This window comes from Zooshikella harenae (assembly GCF_018837975.1).
Taxonomy (GTDB): Bacteria; Pseudomonadota; Gammaproteobacteria; order Pseudomonadales; family Zooshikellaceae; genus Zooshikella; species Zooshikella harenae.
Genome location: NZ_JAGSOY010000003.1, coordinates 1 through 17885, shown reverse-complemented (window position 1 = coordinate 17885; position 17885 = coordinate 1). Strand labels below are relative to the sequence as shown.

At 39.8% G+C, this 17885-nt stretch carries 17 protein-coding genes and 1 other RNA gene; 13 read left to right on the top strand and 5 right to left on the bottom strand.

The window, feature by feature from the left end:
• Positions 1-8: 8 nt before the first annotated feature.
• Positions 9-1172 (top strand): glycerate kinase, encoded by a 1164-nt coding sequence (locus tag KCG35_RS01920; RefSeq protein WP_215817979.1) that lies wholly within the window; start codon positions 9-11, stop codon positions 1170-1172.
• Between the two features lie 140 nt (positions 1173-1312).
• Here KCG35_RS01920 and KCG35_RS01915 read toward each other — a convergent pair whose 3' ends face one another.
• Positions 1313-1648 (bottom strand): TraR/DksA family transcriptional regulator, encoded by a 336-nt coding sequence (locus tag KCG35_RS01915; RefSeq protein WP_215817978.1) that lies wholly within the window; start codon positions 1646-1648, stop codon positions 1313-1315.
• A 152-nt stretch (positions 1649-1800) separates the two neighbouring features.
• Here KCG35_RS01915 and ttcA point away from each other — a divergent pair, with 152 nt between their 5' ends.
• Positions 1801-2718: a tRNA 2-thiocytidine(32) synthetase TtcA gene (gene ttcA / locus KCG35_RS01910; RefSeq protein WP_215817977.1), complete on the top strand. Its 918-nt coding sequence runs from the start codon at positions 1801-1803 to the stop codon at positions 2716-2718.
• A gap of 69 nt (positions 2719-2787) precedes the next feature.
• Here the strand turns inward: ttcA and KCG35_RS01905 are convergent, their stop codons facing one another.
• On the bottom strand, positions 2788-3603 hold the full coding sequence (locus tag KCG35_RS01905) for a DUF547 domain-containing protein (protein WP_215817976.1): 816 nt from the start codon (positions 3601-3603) through the stop codon (positions 2788-2790).
• A 407-nt stretch (positions 3604-4010) separates the two neighbouring features.
• Here KCG35_RS01905 and KCG35_RS01900 point away from each other — a divergent pair, with 407 nt between their 5' ends.
• The 3 genes from KCG35_RS01900 to KCG35_RS01890 all read left to right on the top strand — a co-directional run bounded on the left by KCG35_RS01900 (position 4011) and on the right by KCG35_RS01890 (position 6184).
• On the top strand, positions 4011-4619 hold the full coding sequence (locus KCG35_RS01900; RefSeq protein ID WP_215817975.1) for a Yip1 family protein: 609 nt from the start codon (positions 4011-4013) through the stop codon (positions 4617-4619).
• 216 nt (positions 4620-4835) lie between these two features.
• Entirely contained in the window at positions 4836-5339 is a 504-nt protein-coding gene (locus KCG35_RS01895; protein ID WP_215817974.1) for a SprT-like domain-containing protein, read from the top strand.
• A 227-nt stretch (positions 5340-5566) separates the two neighbouring features.
• Positions 5567-6184: a YecA/YgfB family protein gene (locus KCG35_RS01890; protein WP_215817973.1), complete on the top strand. Its 618-nt coding sequence runs from the start codon at positions 5567-5569 to the stop codon at positions 6182-6184.
• A gap of 97 nt (positions 6185-6281) precedes the next feature.
• On the opposite strand, the gene KCG35_RS01885 is transcribed toward KCG35_RS01890, so the two are convergent.
• A complete protein-coding gene (locus KCG35_RS01885; protein ID WP_215817972.1) occupies positions 6282-7658 on the bottom strand; it encodes a substrate-binding domain-containing protein in 1377 nt (458 codons plus the stop codon).
• Positions 7659-8006: 348 nt separating this feature from the next.
• Between KCG35_RS01885 and KCG35_RS01880 the strand changes: the two genes are divergently transcribed.
• The 3 genes from KCG35_RS01880 (at position 8007) to KCG35_RS01870 (ending at position 10506) form a co-directional block, all read left to right on the top strand.
• Positions 8007-8546 carry a hypothetical protein gene (locus KCG35_RS01880; protein ID WP_215817971.1) on the top strand — a complete coding sequence of 180 codons (540 nt, stop codon included), beginning with the start codon at positions 8007-8009 and terminating at the stop codon, positions 8544-8546.
• Between the two features lie 289 nt (positions 8547-8835).
• Positions 8836-9432 carry a peptidylprolyl isomerase gene (locus KCG35_RS01875; protein WP_215817970.1) on the top strand — a complete coding sequence of 199 codons (597 nt, stop codon included), beginning with the start codon at positions 8836-8838 and terminating at the stop codon, positions 9430-9432.
• Positions 9433-9768: 336 nt separating this feature from the next.
• Entirely contained in the window at positions 9769-10506 is a 738-nt protein-coding gene (locus KCG35_RS01870) for a substrate-binding periplasmic protein (protein WP_215817969.1), read from the top strand.
• Positions 10507-10762: 256 nt separating this feature from the next.
• On the opposite strand, the gene ffs is transcribed toward KCG35_RS01870, so the two are convergent.
• Positions 10763-10859, bottom strand: an RNA gene (ffs, locus tag KCG35_RS01865) — signal recognition particle sRNA small type.
• Between the two features lie 222 nt (positions 10860-11081).
• On the opposite strand from ffs, the gene KCG35_RS01860 reads away from it, so the two are divergent.
• Together KCG35_RS01860 and KCG35_RS01855 are read left to right on the top strand one after the other, a co-directional pair.
• Entirely contained in the window at positions 11082-11954 is an 873-nt protein-coding gene (locus KCG35_RS01860; protein WP_215817968.1) for a patatin-like phospholipase family protein, read from the top strand.
• A gap of 300 nt (positions 11955-12254) precedes the next feature.
• The gene (locus tag KCG35_RS01855; protein ID WP_215817967.1) at positions 12255-12857 is read left to right on the top strand and encodes a hypothetical protein; all 603 of its coding nucleotides are present in this window, start codon (positions 12255-12257) and stop codon (positions 12855-12857) included.
• A 67-nt stretch (positions 12858-12924) separates the two neighbouring features.
• Here the strand turns inward: KCG35_RS01855 and KCG35_RS01850 are convergent, their stop codons facing one another.
• Positions 12925-14280, bottom strand: a complete 1356-nt coding sequence (locus KCG35_RS01850) for a DegQ family serine endoprotease (RefSeq protein WP_215817966.1) — start codon at positions 14278-14280, stop codon at positions 12925-12927.
• Positions 14281-15069: 789 nt separating this feature from the next.
• Here KCG35_RS01850 and KCG35_RS01845 point away from each other — a divergent pair.
• The 3 genes from KCG35_RS01845 to KCG35_RS01835 all read left to right on the top strand — a co-directional run bounded on the left by KCG35_RS01845 (position 15070) and on the right by KCG35_RS01835 (position 17741).
• A complete protein-coding gene (locus KCG35_RS01845; RefSeq protein ID WP_215817965.1) occupies positions 15070-15519 on the top strand; it encodes a YMGG-like glycine zipper-containing protein in 450 nt (149 codons plus the stop codon).
• Positions 15512-16375: a transglycosylase SLT domain-containing protein gene (locus tag KCG35_RS26815; RefSeq protein WP_309227261.1), complete on the top strand. Its 864-nt coding sequence runs from the start codon at positions 15512-15514 to the stop codon at positions 16373-16375. Before KCG35_RS01845 ends, KCG35_RS26815 begins: the two co-directional genes overlap by 8 nt.
• Before the next feature lie 550 nt (positions 16376-16925).
• Positions 16926-17741, top strand: coding sequence for a substrate-binding periplasmic protein (locus KCG35_RS01835; protein WP_215817964.1), 816 nt, complete (start codon positions 16926-16928; stop codon positions 17739-17741).
• Positions 17742-17885: the final 144 nt, after the last annotated feature.

Here is a 17885-nt window from a genome sequence, read left to right as displayed (position 1 = left end):
ACCGAGCCATGCATATCTTAATTGCACCGGACTCATTTAAAGGATCACTGACAGCCTTAGAAATATGTCAAACATGTACCTCAGCAATTCACTCAATCGCACCTAATACTCAAATTACATCTTTTCCCCTCGCAGATGGTGGAGAAGGTACAGTCGATGCTTTTTTACATAATGCAGGTGGAGAAAAAATTAATCTGACAGTTACAGGTCCATTAAACCAACCTGTCGATGCCTTTTATGGCATTCTGGCTGATAATAAAACAGCCATTATAGAGATGGCGAGTTGCGCTGGTTTACCTTTGCTCACACTTGATCAGCAAAATCCACTCTATACCACCACCAAAGGAGTTGGGCAGTTAATACTTAATGCTCTTGATAGACAGTGTAATAAGATAATATTAGGGCTAGGAGGCAGTGCCACTCATGATGGTGGTGCAGGTGCTCTAAGCACATTAGGGTATAGTTTTCTGGATAATCAACAACAACCTATACCACCAGGTGCTGAAGGCCTGTTGAAATTAGCGTCTATTGATAGCAGCAACGTAGACCCAAGAGTTGAAAATACAGAATTTATCATTGCCAGTGATGTCACAAATCCCCTACTGGGAGAACATGGCGCTGCTAGTGTTTTTGGGCCTCAAAAAGGCGCTACCCCTGAAATGATCCCCACACTGGATAAAGCGGTTGAAAACCTTACCCAGTTACTAGCCAAGCACTTTGATATACCTGCACTTGAAATCATACAACAGCCTGGAGCAGGTGCTGCAGGTGGTATGGGGGCAGGACTACTGACCAGTTTGCCCAATACATCTATTCACTCTGGTTTTGAAGTTATCGCAGAACATCTCAACTTAACCAATTTGTTTGAACAAAGTAATCTGGACCTTGTCATTACAGCCGAAGGACAGGTTAACCAACAGACTTCCCAAGGAAAGCTGCCAGTAGGTATTGCCAAACTTGCCAGTCAGCATGATTTACCAGTTATCGCTTTAGTAGGCAGTATTGGTAAGGGCGCAGAACTTACTCACGAACAAGGTATTACCAGCATTTTTAGTATCATCAACCAGCCCATGTCCCTTGAGCATGCAATAGCTCATGCTGATGAGCTTCTACACCAAACCATGCGTGAAATTTTTCGACTTGTTAAAGCTTACCATGTCGAAAAAGTATAAGGTCAAAAGTACATACTCATAGCAAAAGCTAAATAAATACAGCCTTATACATAATAATGACACTAGAAACTAAATTGTAAGAGGTGTAGAAGCACTAAAATTAACGTGCTATAAGCAAATATGAAGGACCATTTTTTAGGCTAACGGTAAAGTGCTTGTTGTTGGTCAGCACAGCGAATACAACGTGCAGTATAGGGCATAACTTCTAACCGAGCCTCAGGAATCGTTTGGCCACAGTGCTCACATATACCATATTCATCCTCCTCTATTCGCTGTATGGCCTGCTTTACCTGACGAAGTTCCTGAACGGCTTCATGACCCAGAGCTTCCATAACTTCATCATTTTCCCGCTCTTGAGCCTGCTCAGACCAATCCTTGTTGGCACTCTTTTGCATATTTTGCTTGATACGCTCGATTCGCTGTACCAATTCTTTTTCTCGTGTTTTCAAGCGCAGCTTTACTGAATGATAATCCATTGACTTTCTCCTTAAAGTCACTTGCTTACCCTAACAGCTGAAAAAGAAGTAATAACTATCTATCACGTAAAGCCTATAAGGCTACTTATCAGCTCAAAAGGGTTTCGGTATAATGCACAGCTATTTGTTAGCTTGGAAGTAATGTAAACACCATGACACACCTTCACCCCCATCAGCAAGTCAATCTTAATAAACTACAAAAGCGTATCCGGCGTGAGGTCGGGCGTGCTATCGCTGATTTCAATATGATTGAAGATGGTGATGTAATTATGTGTTGCCTGTCTGGGGGTAAAGACAGTTACACCATGCTTGATATCTTACTCAACCTGAAAAAATATGCACCTGTTAGCTTTGATATCATTGCCATCAACCTAGACCAAAAACAACCAGGCTTTCCTGAAGATGTGCTACCCGATTACCTAAACAGCTTAGGGATAAACTTTCGAGTAGTTGAAGAAGACACTTACAGCATTGTCAAAGAAAAAGTTCCAGAGGGAAAAACAACCTGCGCACTTTGTTCTCGTTTACGCAGGGGCATTTTATACAGAACAGCGAAAGAAGTGGGCGCGACCAAAATAGCATTAGGACATCACCGTGACGATATTCTAGAAACCATGCTGTTAAATATGTTTTATGGCGGCAAGTTAAAAAGCATGCCTCCTAAGTTAGTTAGCGATGATGGACAGCATATGGTTATTCGCCCATTAGCTTACTGCCGCGAAAAAGACATTGAAAAATACGCATCTACCATGGATTTTCCAATTATTCCTTGCAACCTTTGTGGTTCACAGGAAAACCTTCAACGTAAAAATATTAAAACCATGCTAAGGCAGTGGGATAAACAGTTCCCTGGCCGGATTGAAAGCATGTTTAGCGCTTTACAAAGTGTAGTGCCCTCCCACCTGGCAGATGCAAGCTTATATCCGTTTAAGCACATTACTGCAGATGGCACCCCACGCGAAGATGGTGATCAAGCATTTGATCCACCAAAAATTAATCCCTTTCACCAAAGTAAAACAGAGAATGATGACACAGCTATAGAAGCAGTCAAACTTATCCACCCCAATTAGGATATGAGCGACCAAAGGTATACTTTTGCGTTAAATAAATGTGGCTAGTCGTATTAAAAAAGTGGCAGCTTAATGTATCGCATTAAGCTGCCAGTCGTACTGATAGTTGATATCACCCTGATACTGTCTTAATTTATCTGCTAAGTTTTTTTCTGCATAGCGTAATAAGTGAGCAATTACCCTTCCTTCACTTTCCCCAAAATCATCGCTATACCAGTCATAGATTTTTGATAAAAGTAATTCACCTTCTTGCCAACTAACCCCCTTCCGCTGATTGACAAAGCGTTTTGCTGCAACGTCCAATTGCTGTTCTGCAAGCTGAGCTGTGAGTGCTTTAGGTTGTAAATCAGGACAACCAATACTGGCACAATTAACCACATAGTGGATGCGAGGGTCTTGCCAAATTGGTCTTAAAATTCGGTGCTCAATATCATTTAGTGTGAGTGATTGATTAACAATGCTGACAATAGGATCCTCCCAAGGACCAAAACTAAACAGCCCTTCACCAAGCTTTGTTATTGACGAAACGGGGTAATGTTTCAGCACTAGCTGCACTGTCAGTGCATTATACAGGTTAACCCAATAGGCAAACTGTTCTTTAAGGTTATATTGACGAGGATCTATCACTGTTAGCTGCTTAATATAGTCTGAAAGCAATAAGCTTCCCTTTTTAGATGCCGCTTGATAATTCACCAAATAAATATTCTTTTGCTTATCAAGTACAAGATACTGATCAAGAAACGACTGCCACAACTGATGATCAATCTGATGACTACTTTGAGTGGCTTTATCCCAAAATGCCCAATAAGTAGCTTTGGGAGCAGCATACACGGTAGGTATTACCCAAAAACTTAACAGCGTTATCAAAAAACGTATCACAGCCATAGCTATTAACTCTCATCAACCTATTACCAAGCCTGCAATCCTTTGAATAAATTATTTTTATCTTCCACCTCGATAGTAATTAAGGCTAGTCATATCCTTATAACCTCAGGCCACTATAGCGGGCATTAGCTAAATAGTATTCCCCTTCATATCAAGTATGACCATTACTGAGTAAAAATAAGAAACATTCGCGTCAGCGATAGAGACTAAAAACACAATTCATACGTTATTTCATTTTTGAAATTATCATATAACCTTCAATTGTTTCTTCTTATACTTTACGCACCAAAAGACCATAATAAAAACAAGGAAATAATAATAACAGTTGCTAACAGGCCAAAAACGGTGCGATGTCAATACATCAACACGCATTACCTGCTTAAGCAGCGTGTTCAAGGAGGAACCTTATGAGAATAATGCATGTCTTTGGATTAATTATTCACCCACAACAAGAATGGCTAAAAATACGACAAGAATCGACATCCATCCCTCGTATTTACCTTACTTATATCATTTTACTTGCTGCAATACCTATTCTTTGTAACTACATAGGTACTACTCAAATTGGCTGGTATTTCAATCAGGATAAAATCATTAAGCTAAGTGCAAACAATGCGGCTATGATAGCCATCATGGGCTACATTGCCTTACTAGGTGGTGTATTTATCGTTGGACTTCTTATCCATTGGTTATCACAAACATATAGCACGGCAACATCACTTGCTCAGTGTGTTGTTTTTTCTGCCTATACAGCAACTCCCTTATTTGTATTGGGGATTACTGGCTTATATCCGGCTATTTGGGTATACCTTATTGCAGGTATTACTGCAGCAGCCTATACCACTTACTTACTCTATGCTGGATTGCCCATCGTCATGAATATTCCTAAAGAGCAAGGTTTTTTCTTTGCCAGTTCAGTCCTTTGTGTGGGTTTAGTGGCATTTGTATCACTACTTGTTATTGCCGTCTTACTGTTGGCAACTGGCGTCGGGCCAGGACTAAATCTTATGCTATAAAACCCACTATTTTTTCTAAAATAAAACCCCCAGGACTAACTTAAATTACCCGTTATCTGCTAGAGCCAAAGCGAAGAATATATCTACAGGTAACGGGAACCAAATAAGAATACGTTGGCTAGAGTATATAAAAAACGATATAGTGGTACATGTAAATATTATCCTTTGTTGAAATAAAGTGAGCCTTTTAAACCACACTATATTGTGTTTTGTCGTATGCCTTACCAAGCCATAGCACAACGAATTAACTCACTAATAAAGCAAGCAGAAACACACTATCAATGTTACTTTGCTTTTCCTGGGTTTGTGTTAGATTTACGTGGAAGTGTTGCTGGGCAAGCGAATTGGCATACAAATCAATTACGCTTTAATCCCTCATTACTGAAGCAACATAGAGAACACTTTCTCAAGCATACGGTTGCCCATGAGGTTGCTCACTTAGTTGCCCCCCACGTTTATGGACATACCATTAAACCCCATGGCCGAGAGTGGCGATTTGTTATGGAAACTGTTTTTGGGGTAACAGCCAACCGTTGTCATCGTTATGATATCTCCACAACAGGCCAATATCCCTATGTCTACTCCTGTGCCTGCAAACATCAACACTTTTTAAGTGCCATACGCCATAAACGATCCCAACGCGGCACAACATACCTTTGTCAAAAATGTCGCGCTACACTACAGTTTCAGCATACACTTAACTCAAAAAACAATGGCTAAACTAGCTTTAAAGAATCAACGCTCAACAAACATCAGTCATCTAAAAGAACTTGATCAAATTGTCATGGCTGAGGTCAGGGAAAAAACCCACTATATTGGTTCTTTCTGGTAACGACCTCATCATCTTCTCAAACAATCAGACAACTTGTGACTTAAACCCTCCTCGCTATCCGAATCAGGACAAGCTAAAATTCATTTATTTTTGTAGCAATCAAATGGCAAATTACATGAATGAACCTTGGTCCACACTCACCTCCATTCTTGAAGCAGACCCAACGAATGAAGATATTTTAGATAACATTGCCACCCATGGCTTGCTAACAGCTGCAGCTATTAGTCCCCGGCAACCCTCTATTGACCAAATCATATCTTGTATTTTTGATGGTACCCCTGATTTATCATCACAGGATCTTCAAACACTTAAAAACGCCCTCCAGCAAGCACAACAGCAGCTTGATCAGCCCCTATTTTTGGGGGAAGGACTGGAGCTACCTTACGAGTGGGACGAAGATGAAGATTTAGAGGACTCAGATATACAGGCTTGGTGTATTGGCTTCATGAGTGCTGTATTTTTGGATGAGGCTGCCTGGTTTGATGCTGATGAGCAGGAGTCAAGTGAGCTACTGTTACCTATAATGGCACTTTCAGGACTATTCACAGATGCACCTGAGTTTGCAGAAATGACAGAGGATCAAGCACTCATCGCTGATATGTGTGAACAACTACCTGAGCTACTGACTGAGCTTTATTTATTTTATAAATGTCCAGAAGAAAAGAAGGACCAAACTAAAAAGCCTTCAGCAAAGACTAACTCGGCAAAACTACACAAGCCAAAAAAACACTAAATACCATTTATTGACTGCTAATAAGTGCTTATTAAAAACGCCAACACTCATCAAGTTGGCGCTCCCATGCATGCGCTAAAAGCTTTTGCTTATTAGGCTACTTTTCTATCCAAACCTCAACCCGACGATTTTTTGTTTTACCTGCCAGGCTTTGTCCTGATGCAAGCTCTAGCACACCATAGCCTTTGGTCTTAAAAGTATTGTGGGACATACCTGCTTTAATTAGCTTGCGTGAGACAACTTTAGCACGCAGCTTAGCCAGAAGAGACTGCTTAGAAGCTCTTACATCTGCATCAGCAAAACCTATTAACAGAAGTTTTTTATTCCCACCCTGCTGAGCATAGAAATTGACTAAGCGTTTAAGATCTCGAACAGCTTTATTATCCAAGTCTGCTTTGCCAGCCACAAAGCGAAAGTTCACTGATAAACGCTGATGCCCTTTGACCATACCCTGATATTCTTTTGGCATGGTTGAAAGATCAGTTTGTGGAAGGCGAGCCACTTTCTGAGATATAAACCCAGCCTTTTCAACAACAGCCTGCCCTTCAGGGCTTTGAGTATAGGCTAAAAACTCTTTCACAAAAGCATCATCACTCAAGCTGTACATATATAATCGGCGACTTAAAGGATAGTCCTCAGTGGCAACTGAAGCTGCACTGGGCTTAATGTAATGATCACCACCATCAGCAATCGCCAAAGCTTTTGCACCACCAATAGTGTTTAAACTAACAAAGCCAATCGCATTGGGATTATTGGCGACATTTCTTGACAGCTCATCATTACTTTCCAAACGCTCAGCTGAGGTAGCTAGCTCTCCCCTGCCATTCAGAACTAAGTTGTTAAACGTATCCCATGTACCAGATTGAGGATCCCTCGCTAATAATTTTATGGGATCAACCCCCCAGCCTAGCTGAGTCCATTGCAAAATACGACCACTGAAGACATCAGCCACTTGTTTTACTTGAAGCTGCTTAAGGGGGCTACTGTCATTAACAATGACAGCAATGCCATCCAAGGCAAGAATAAACTCATGGTCAGCACTTCGGATAGAATCACCACCAAGCTTACGTACTTCAGAGTCTTTAATAGGCCTTGAGGCTGCACCAATTTGAACACTCCCCGCCTCAAGCTGACGAAATCCATCAGAACTACCATGAGCTGAAATGGCGATACTAACGTTTCTTTTAAGTGAGGGCACGCTTCCCGTTACCTTCACTTCATTAAGCCCTGTTTCTTCAACTTTAATTTGCTGCACTTGCTTAGCTTGTAAATAAGCTTTCACCAATTCAGGACCAAGCTCAGCCCCAATGGTATTCGAACCAGCCATATTAAATAGGTTAGCGTCTGCTCCGGAACCACTTAAACGTGTAAAAGGCTCAAGTCCCTTCGCTGTCATTGAAAAACAGCAAATCCCAGCCATGATGCCACGTACCACCAATGGCATAAAACCAGTGCGCTGAAGATAGCTAAACAAAGAAACCCCCTTAATGATAACCGATCACTTTTTACTGTTAACCTATCATACTTTTAGAGTGACATGACACTTGGTGGAAGCTGGTCACACACTTACGTTAACCGTCGTATGACAACCATCACTAAATAGGCTCATTAACATACTTTTCCACCCCCCTCTTTAACCCGTTTATCAGGAGATTATCACCAGTATAGCTATGTGTAGCTTTTTCGGCATTTTCTGGTAACAACTTAATCCATGTCCATGAGCATAAGAAATCAACCATTTGCCCTATTCAATCTGGACAATAGCGCCTCAAGTTCATAGCCTTTAAACAGATCAACTTTTTTCTTTGTTATGACAATGACTATGTATGAAATTATATTCACTGGGAATCTTACCCCAGAAATCTCCAAGGATACGGCCAAGGCAAACATAGCGAAGTTATTCAAAGCCTCACCGGCTCAGATTGACGCCTTCTTCTCTGGCCGCCCGGTCATCATCAAAAACCAGCTAGACATCACCACAGCACAAAAGTATGAGCGCACACTTTTAAAAGCAGGGCTTATCTGCCAGATCGTTGATTCCAACACAAAAGAACCCTGGCAAACCGAGCAAGCACCTTCCCAAACACCAACAACAACTGATTCATCAATGCCTGTAACGGAGCCAGTTGATACAACAACAGCCCCTCAACAAGTAACAAGTGATGATGAAAACTGGACCCTAGCTCCTGTTGGGGCTGACTTGGGTCAGCTAGACAAGACGCAGCCACCTCCAGCCCCAGATGTGAGTGATATCACCTTGAAGCCTATGGAAGGCTATTTAGTCAGCCCTGAAGAAATCCCCAAACCGAAACCTACCGCACCCGATATCAGTAATTTATCACTCAGCCCCGATGAATCATGAATATAAAAATAGGCTGGCTCTCCCCAGCCCTGGAGGCTGCTGCAAAACTACTGCATGTGCAAATACTATGTAAAAATCAGCTCAAAGTGTTCATTTACTAGCTATAAAATCCGCTTTTCGCCGATTTTGCCTTGTTTTTGCTTCGCTCCTAATCTTTTGCAACAAACTCTTTGACTGATGACGAACGGCAAAAACTTAGACCACTTCAACTTCACAACTGTTGTATACACAATAATAAAATAGTTATTCTGTGGTATTAAATAAAACGGAATATCAAAGGTTAATCATTATGATAAAAATGAAGCTACCTGGCTTAAATCTTCTTATTCTAGGGTTGCTAATCTTAAATTCGACGAGCTGGGCTGCCAATCCTCATATTCGATTGGAAACATCAGTGGGGAATGTTGAACTGGAACTTTACCCACAAAAAGCACCTATTACCGTTAAAAATTTTCTAAGCTATATTGATCAAAAATTCTACAATGGCACCGTTTTTCACCGTGTTATTCCAGGCTTTATGGCACAAGGTGGTGGGTTCAACGCTGATATGCAGCGTAAACCAACAGGCTCCCCAATTAAAAATGAAGCTAAAAATGGTTTAAAGAATGAGCGTGGAACAGTAGCAATGGCAAGATTACCTGCACCTAATACGGCCACATCTCAGTTTTTTGTTAATGTCAGTAATAACACGTTTCTAAATCATGGCGTTCGAGGTGATGGGTATGCTGTTTTTGGCCGAGTTACTCAAGGCATGGAGATCATTGACAAAATAGTTAATGTACCCACTCACAGCATCAACAATATGCAAAACGTCCCTGTAAAACCCATTATAATTAAACAAGTGACGCTAATTAGCAACGATAACAAAGTAGCTAAAGAAAAATAATAACCATTCAATAATAGGCCACTTTCCAACAAGCTAACACAAATTGCGATGCCAGCCAGCCTTGTTGATTAAGTACTTTTCATTGGCGACAAGGTTGGTACGCTTTATTATACAGAACGTTTGTCGGGTACATACAGACTACTACACTATAAGGTAAGACAAACTCTTTTTATTGTTAGAAAACAACAAATTCCATGCTACTCATCCATAGAATAAACATTACGTAAGACCATGCTCTAGGCTTAAAGGAGTCCCTTACTGTGTTGTGGTAGCTATTGTTACAGCCAGTATACACGCATTTTAGTATTACTATTTTAGATTCGTTGAGGATTTACCATGCTGCGTAAGGTTATGATTGCTTTAACCATGCTGTTTTGGCTAAATGCTGAAGCACAAACCTTCCACTTGGTTACAGAACCATTCCCGCCACTCAATATGACAGTGCTCTATAGTAGCTTTGGTCGTAATGAAAAAGTGACTGGCTTTGCCACAGATATCGTTAGAGAAACATTTCAACGCGCAGGGTTAGACCTTGAACTTACTCTCTACGCATCATGGGATAGAGCGCTAAACATGGCGCTTAATGAGCCAGGTAAAGGCATTTACTCCGCCTTTAGAACAGCAGAAAGAGAAAATAAGTTTAAGTGGGTAGGGCCATTATTTGAGGAAGAATGGATTATATTAGCTAAAAAAAGCCGTAATCTTAGCATCAACCAATTTGCCGACTTGAATAAGTATTCAGTAGGTAGCTATGCGGATGATGCCATCACTGATTATTTAGTAGAGAAAAAAATTAATGTCATCAAAGCTAAAAATGATGTCGTAAACGCAATGAAACTGAAAATCGATAAAATTGACTTATGGGCCACAAGTTCTTTATCTGGACCATTTATCGCTCAGCGCCAAAGAATGGACGACATAGAACGTATTTTCACATTTAGCAAAAGTGGTCTTTGGCTGGCAATGAATAAAGCCACAAGTGATGAAACCATTAAACTGCTCAACAACGCTTTAAGCAGCCTTAGAAACGAAGGTCGTATTGAAGCCATCATTGATAAGTACCGGGAAAGGTAACACTTACACTACAAAAACAACACCGTTTTAGAATGGATTTGCTAGCCTACCGTATGGATGCGGCCCAGCTAAACCCTACCCTTTAATCAACTGAAAAGTTTCCACCTTATAGCAATCAGCCGTCCTACCTTGAACAGCACAATTAAGAAACTCTAGACGTTGGGCTTTTACACGCTAAAAGCAAGAGTACTCAATTTGAGGTGACTTGAGATAATTCTAAATTAAAAAATAGATAAGATATCGGAATGGCGGCGGCCCTTATCAGCCACACCTCGGCACATGAAGTCACTGCTACCGTTGCTCCCTTCCGGGCCTGGCGGAGTTCGCAGATATTCATTGCGAGGGGACCAACAAGGGCCTCCATAACAACTAACGGGGATGCCCCGTATCAAGCGTGGTGCGCATTCTCCCTGATTTAATCACATTTTGCAAGGGTGTTTTTTGTGATATTTCCTCACAATTAATAGCTATGAACTATCGTCTAAACGTGTTCGATAGTTTTTGAAAATAACAAAACTTTATTCTTCTTTTACACTAATCTATTATGACTAGACTATTTAACCATCATGACAGTAATGGCTGAACCAGTTCCCATTCCTCCCTCTACCCAGGAGGGAAAAATTGTACCCATTCTAGCAGGTGGTGGTACACGCTTACCTGCCCATGTTGGAATTCTTACTGGACTGAATGAGCTGGGACTCAGCTTCACCAGCATTGTAGGTGTCTCTGGTGGAAGCATTGTTGCGGCCTTATACGCTCTGGGTAAGTCCGTCAGTGAACTAAAAAAGCTTGTGCTTAATGTAAACTTTCAGCAGTTCAAAGGACAATCACTGATGAACTTAATTCGTTCTGGTGGACTATCCAATGGCTCAATCTTTGAAAAATGGTTAGATAATGAATTAGGTGGAGTTTACTTTAAGGACTTAACAACTGACTTACATATAGTTGCTACTGATGTAGTCACTTCACAGCCAGTTATTTTTAATGCCCAAACAACACCTGATTTGAAAGTATCCAGAGCTGTCTTATTTTCAATATCCATCCCCCTTATCTTCAGCTTTCAACACTTTGACGAACATATTTTAGTTGATGGAAGTATTCTCTCAGAAGATGCACTTTATCGTGACTGGGCTGGAGATGGCACACCTGTAGTCTGTTTTCGGTTAAGAAGTCAAACCTATCATAAGAAAATTTCCAGTAACCCTTCTTTTCTGCCCATAAAAGACTACTTATCAATGCTCATCAGAACGTTCATGACAACACTCTCAAGAGAGTATATTAATGATTCATTTTGGCAATCAACTGTCATTGTTAATACTGGAAGCTACTCTCCTGTTGAGTTTAATTTAACTAATGATGACAAAATATGCCTTTTTCAAATGGGCTATAAAACAGTTATGGACATTGTTCCTCTTAAACTACATCAAACAACAAACCTCCATCCCTAATTTACCTTACCCCAAACAAACCACTGTCATATTTTCTCAGTTTATAACCATTGACAGAATTGCTTCGCATGCCTATAACAACTTAAAGTCCAAAATAATCACTCATAAAAAAAGTAATATTCGTGACGATTTTTCTTCAATTAACTATGCAATTTAAGTGGCTTTGCTGTTCAAGTCACTTGTCAGCTTAATCAATAAGGATATGTCAGGAAATAATCTCAGCGCTTTAATCATTTATAAGTAAGATACCTGACAGTTTAATGAAGGAATAACTAACAACAAATAATGTAAGGCTCTTGTGTGAAAACACCTATAAAGCTTGCTGACTACCCTGAGAACCCAGATCTATTTTGGGATTTATCATCAATCATTAACAAAAATAAAGCGGCTGACTTTTTCAAGCGCGTTGCAAAAGCTTTTTGTGTCTATAGCCCAACGGTAAAAAAAGTATATTCCAATTTCGAAGTACTCTTAGCAGGCACAGAACGTGAAGGTATTATAGTTCTACCTGATCCTTATGCATTTCACGATACATTTAGTCACATAAATGAAGCAGCAATAAAAAAAACAGGTGTAATACTTTATCCTGGTGCAGCCATTAACCAAAATGGACTTTTTATTGGGATTCCCTTAGGGAATGAAAAACGTATGCGTCATCTTAGCTTTACGACTGCAATAAATTTTTTAAATCGTATTTATCAAAAAAAAATTGGTATGGAGTTCCTTCCTGTACTTGTAAATGGAGACTTACGGGAGTTTGCTGCCAAAACACCCTATCTACACTTGCATAGACTTGATACACGGGGATTAACTGATCAGAGTAAATTTGAAAAAAATGACATTGGCAGTGCTATTAAAGATAAGTTTTCCAAAATCAAACCCTTAATTGCCAAAAATACCTAATAAACAATTAAAAGGCCTGCTGCTACTTGGTAAATCCACTAAAACAGCAAGCCTTAATCACAAAAATTTACTGGATAACAAGGAATAATGCAGCATTACCACGCACTATTCTCAGTAAAATTTTACTACTTCCTTTACTTAAAGCTTGCTGTAAATCATGCAAATTTTTCACTGAGTGACGGTTGGCAGCAATAATTCGATCTCCAGGTCTTAGCCCTGTATAAGCTGCAGCACTTCCACCCTGAATATCTCGCACAATCACGCCATCTTCACTTTGAGAATTTTGCAAAATAGCACCTTCAAAAATCTTATGTATTTTACTGGCACCAGTAAGCTTTTCTCCACCAATTTTAACACTAAGATCTTTTACTTTTTTATCTCGTAGTATTGTAATCTGGACTTCTTCTCCAATCCGTCTAAGGCCTATTTGATTACGCAACTGTGCGGCATTACTAATCGACTTTCCTTCTACAGCAATAATAATATCGCCATCACGTAATCCTGATTTTTCTGCCGTTGAACCTGGCTGAACATCATTAATCAATACGCCACGTTGTTGCTCATCTAAATTAAATGCTTCAGCAAGATCGGCTGTTAGGTCTTGGATGTAAACACCAATCTGGCCTCTCTTCACCTCTCCATGATCAAGTATTTGCTGCATGCTTGATTTCGCCATGTTAGTGGGAATAGCAAAACCAATGCCTACATTTCCTCCTGATGGGGCCAGGATAGCGGTATTAACTCCAACTAATTCCCCTTGCAGGTTAACCAATGCACCACCAGAGTTACCTGGGTTAATAGACGCATCCGTTTGAATAAAATTTTCGTACCCCTCAATACCCAAACCAGAACGTCCTAAAGCACTGACTACACCTGTTGTAACTGTTTGACCCAACCCAAAAGGATTACCCACAGCAATCACAAAATCACCAACGGCCAATTTATCAGAGTTTGCTATTGGTAGCGCTTTAAGATTATCTGCATCAATATCAAGTACAGCAATATCGACATCAGGATCACTACCCACTACTTTAGCCTTGATTGTACGTCCATCTTCTAATGTCACCCTAACTTCATCAGCGCCTTTAATGACGTGATAATTAGTGATCACTGTACCTTCTTTTGCATCAATAATGACACCTGACCCAGCACTTTGAGCACGCCTTTGCTGTCTGGGTTGAGTGGGTGGAACATTAAAAAAGTGCCGAAAGAACGGATCACTCAATAATGGATTTTGGACAGCTGTCTTCGCATAAGTCGATATATTAACTACGGCAGGTGTTACTTTTTTAACCAGTGGTGCTAACGTAGGTAACTGCTGTCCCTGGCTATCCGTTACAGGTAAAGCTGCTGCCGATAAATTTGGTAGCATGAGTATGGCTGCCATGATAACCATGAGCGACTGCCAACACTTTACTTTCATTCAATGACCTCCTACATACCCTGTTTTACAAATCAATACTGTTCTTAGTAAAAGGTTAAACGCGACTACTTCCACTCATATAGAAGGCTGTCGAAAAACTACTGCGCTTACAAATACGGCGTTAATATCAGCTCAAAATACTCATTTATTAGCTATACCCTTCACAAATCATTTTTAGGCTTTGTTATGGGTATATAAACTCTGCTTTTTCGCTGATTTTTGCCTTGTCTTTGCTTCGCTCCTGATTTGCGACAGTCTCATCGGCCCAAAAAGAGTGACATGTTAAGTAAAATACACTTAATGCCAAACATTTCACATGATGACAATGCAATAATAGACATCAAGCTCTTCAAATAGTGCCCTAGCCAGTGTGATTTAAGCTACAGTTGACCTGTTATGCACTCAAAAAAAACACATAATTACAGACCATTAAAAGAGACATTGATTACATTTGCAACATGTAAACCCTTTTAAAACAACCACTTTACAGGTAAAAACACACTAGACCACGCATATCGATAACCCACTTATACATAACGTTATTTATGCTCATATTAACAACTGTAGGGTATGACAAGGTCAGTGAAGTGGTGAAAAATAATTCCCATCATCAGTCTGATCTCAAGCAATAACAAGCTCCATACACCTTGTAAGGATCGAGTAAATCAGTTTTGTATGTCTACTAATAGACCCATCAACCTATTACAAAAAGTGCTTTTCTCAGCCTGATAACATGATTTACCACCGCTCAGAAGAATGTATTCAAATGCTTTTAAGGAGGCAGTCTCTGTGTCTATATGTTGGCGATGTTGTACGCTGCTCTTAACGATAGCTCTCACTACGGGTTGTAATGATGGCTACTATCAGTCCAACAGCTTTTGGGGAGCCGTTGCTGGTGCAGGAGTTGGGGCAGGCCTAGGGTATGCCGCCTGCAAAGATAAAAAATCAAGTAAACGTAATGCATGTATGATAGGTGGAGGCATCATCGGTGGTATCATTGGTGGCTACATTGGTTCTTATATGGACTCCTCTGATCAAAACCGTGCTGAAAAAGGTCTTCGTTCAACCCCTAACAAGAAAAACTATAACTGGACAAACAGCAGAACTGGAAACCGCTTCACTATTAAACCTCTCAATAAGACGCGACAAGGAAATCAAATTTGTCGTGACTATATTATTTATGGCCGTCAAAAAGGTAGTTCAAAGCTTAATAAACAGCGGGGGCATACTTGTGTTTAAACACATCATGCTAGTCAGTACTTACTTATTAGTTGTAGGCTGTATTCATCTTACAAAAGAACAACGTCTAACCTCTGATGTAAATACCCTATTAGAGGAACAACTATTAGATGGGGAAATTGCCAACTGGCACGATAAGGATGAGGCTAATGTTGAGCGTTACTTAGCCGTTTTTATTACTTATTCACAAGCAAACCAAATCTGCCGTGACTATTTCACCATGCTAGAGATTAGTGGTAAACCACAACCAAAGCAGTTTGGTACCAGCTGTCGTTTAGCACCACAGAAATGGCAACCCGTTCAATGGTCAATTAACAAACCTAAACAATCATCCCAAAAGAAAGCCTACCGACATTATCGACAGTTAGCGAAGTTGGGCGGTAAAGGCCCTAACCCATTTGCAGCTAACGATTATACATTGCCTAAGAAACTACTTAAGTCTTCAACTTATGCAGAGAAAAAATATAACGTTCCATTCCGAAAAATCATTGGTAAAACAGCCGTAGAACACAAACTAAACCCAGTCCTCATTCATGCTGTTGTTAAAACAGAATCAAACTATAATCCTCAAGCAGTCTCACATGTCGGTGCAAAAGGATTAATGCAGTTAATGCCTGCCACAGCCAAAGAAATGGGGGTAAGAAATGCATTTAACCCTAGACAGAATGTTAAAGGCGGCTCAGGGTATTTGAAAAAAATGCTGACTCGGCGAGGTATAAATGGCAACGTGGCACTCGCTCTAGCAGCCTATAATGCTGGTTATGGTAATGTTCAAAAGTATGGCTACAAAGTTCCACCTTTTAAAGAAACGCTCAACTATGTCAAAAAAATCATGACCCTTTATCAAGCAAGTTAAATTAGCTCACTAGGCTCAACTATATACAAGGAAAGTACCTTCCAAAAACACTACTCTTACGATATTCATAGTCATTGGTATAAATATAAAGCGTAAACATATGGTGTAGCCTGATATCAGGCTACACTATATACAGAATACTGAACATGAGGACATCGCAAAACTACTGCGCTTGCAAATACTACGTTAAAAATCAGCTTAAAATGCTCATTTATTAGATCGCTTTTTCGCTGATTTTTGCCTTGCCTTTGCTTCGCTCCTGACCTTTTGCGACACTCTCATATACCCATGGTGAAAGATTTTTAGTGGAGCTAGTCTGAACTGTCAAGACTCGCAAGCTACAATATCATTTTTAAAAGCACTAGCTGAGCCGTCAAGAAATGAAGCCTGCTTGCGGTAGTCATTTTAATTTATATAAAAGTGCTACTAAACGCTTATATTAATAATTGCGAAGGGTATAGTAAAAAGATATTTAAATTATCATTCTAAAAATAACTAAAATAATACCAATCAAAAATAAATTCAAATAGTTTCCTGGAAAAGGGAGGTTATGTACAAACTTATTATCCTGATGTGTTTAACATGTTTCTACTCGCTTTCAAATGTTACTTTAGCTGAGGAAAAACAAGTACTGCCCTCCTTATTACGTATCTGCGATGATGATGCAGAATGGCCACCCTTTACCTACTTTTCAAGAATACCAGGCGAGAAGACAAAACTTAAAGGCTACTCTGTTGAAGTATTAGCCTCTATCTTAAAACCAATAAACCAACCCTATAAAATTGATATGATTAACTGGAATCGTTGTAAATATGAGGTAAAAAATAGCAAAAGGTATCATATGTTGATTGATGCTTCATTAAACAAACAACGTAGAAATAATTTTCTGCACAGTAATAACTACTATGATACACACACTTACTACTTCTATGCTAAGGCACATCACCCAAATGGTATTCATATTTCTTCCTACAAAGACCTCAAGCAATATCGTTTAGTAGGTATGCAAGGTTATAACTACTCAACATATGATCTCAATGATTCTGACATCAGCATATACAAAAACAGCCAAAGAAAAATTTTTAATATGCTACTGCATAACCGGGCAGATCTTTATCTTGAGCGAATTGAAATAATTGCTGGGTTCGCCGCACTTGGTGAAAATTTTTTAGCAAATAATAATATTGGATACTCACCATTGCCCAGCACAGCCCCCATGTCATTCCATATGCTTTTCCCGAAAACAAGTCAAGGAAAAAAACTCAGAGATTTTTTTAATCATAAACTTAAACAACTTAAATCAGAAGGTATTCTAGAAAGATTACTCAACAAGTATCTTGAACCAACACTAATAAACAAACATTAAAAAACAATTCACTGCCAGTATATACTCATAACGAAGATTTTTTAGGCGCGGCCGTCAAGTGATGAAACCCCAGGAGCTTATATTAATAAGTGACTGGGGTGAAGAACGCTGACAACAAAGCCTAAAAATGAATTGTGAAGGACC

What these genes read in the sequence shown, in the direction of transcription:
- KCG35_RS01920 (WP_215817979.1), top strand. Translation starts at nt 9, where the DNA reads ATGCATATCTTAATTGCACCGGACTCATTTAAAGGATCACTGACAGCC.
- KCG35_RS01915 (WP_215817978.1), bottom strand. Translation starts at nt 1,648, where the DNA reads ATGGATTATCATTCAGTAAAGCTGCGCTTGAAAACACGAGAAAAAGAA.
- ttcA (WP_215817977.1), top strand. Translation starts at nt 1,801, where the DNA reads ATGACACACCTTCACCCCCATCAGCAAGTCAATCTTAATAAACTACAA.
- KCG35_RS01905 (WP_215817976.1), bottom strand. Translation starts at nt 3,603, where the DNA reads ATGGCTGTGATACGTTTTTTGATAACGCTGTTAAGTTTTTGGGTAATA.
- KCG35_RS01900 (WP_215817975.1), top strand. Translation starts at nt 4,011, where the DNA reads ATGAGAATAATGCATGTCTTTGGATTAATTATTCACCCACAACAAGAA.
- KCG35_RS01895 (WP_215817974.1), top strand. Translation starts at nt 4,836, where the DNA reads ATGCCTTACCAAGCCATAGCACAACGAATTAACTCACTAATAAAGCAA.
- KCG35_RS01890 (WP_215817973.1), top strand. Translation starts at nt 5,567, where the DNA reads ATGAATGAACCTTGGTCCACACTCACCTCCATTCTTGAAGCAGACCCA.
- KCG35_RS01880 (WP_215817971.1), top strand. Translation starts at nt 8,007, where the DNA reads ATGTATGAAATTATATTCACTGGGAATCTTACCCCAGAAATCTCCAAG.
- KCG35_RS01875 (WP_215817970.1), top strand. Translation starts at nt 8,836, where the DNA reads ATGATAAAAATGAAGCTACCTGGCTTAAATCTTCTTATTCTAGGGTTG.
- KCG35_RS01870 (WP_215817969.1), top strand. Translation starts at nt 9,769, where the DNA reads ATGCTGCGTAAGGTTATGATTGCTTTAACCATGCTGTTTTGGCTAAAT.
- KCG35_RS01860 (WP_215817968.1), top strand. Translation starts at nt 11,082, where the DNA reads ATGGCTGAACCAGTTCCCATTCCTCCCTCTACCCAGGAGGGAAAAATT.
- KCG35_RS01850 (WP_215817966.1), bottom strand. Translation starts at nt 14,280, where the DNA reads ATGAAAGTAAAGTGTTGGCAGTCGCTCATGGTTATCATGGCAGCCATA.
- KCG35_RS01835 (WP_215817964.1), top strand. Translation starts at nt 16,926, where the DNA reads ATGTACAAACTTATTATCCTGATGTGTTTAACATGTTTCTACTCGCTT.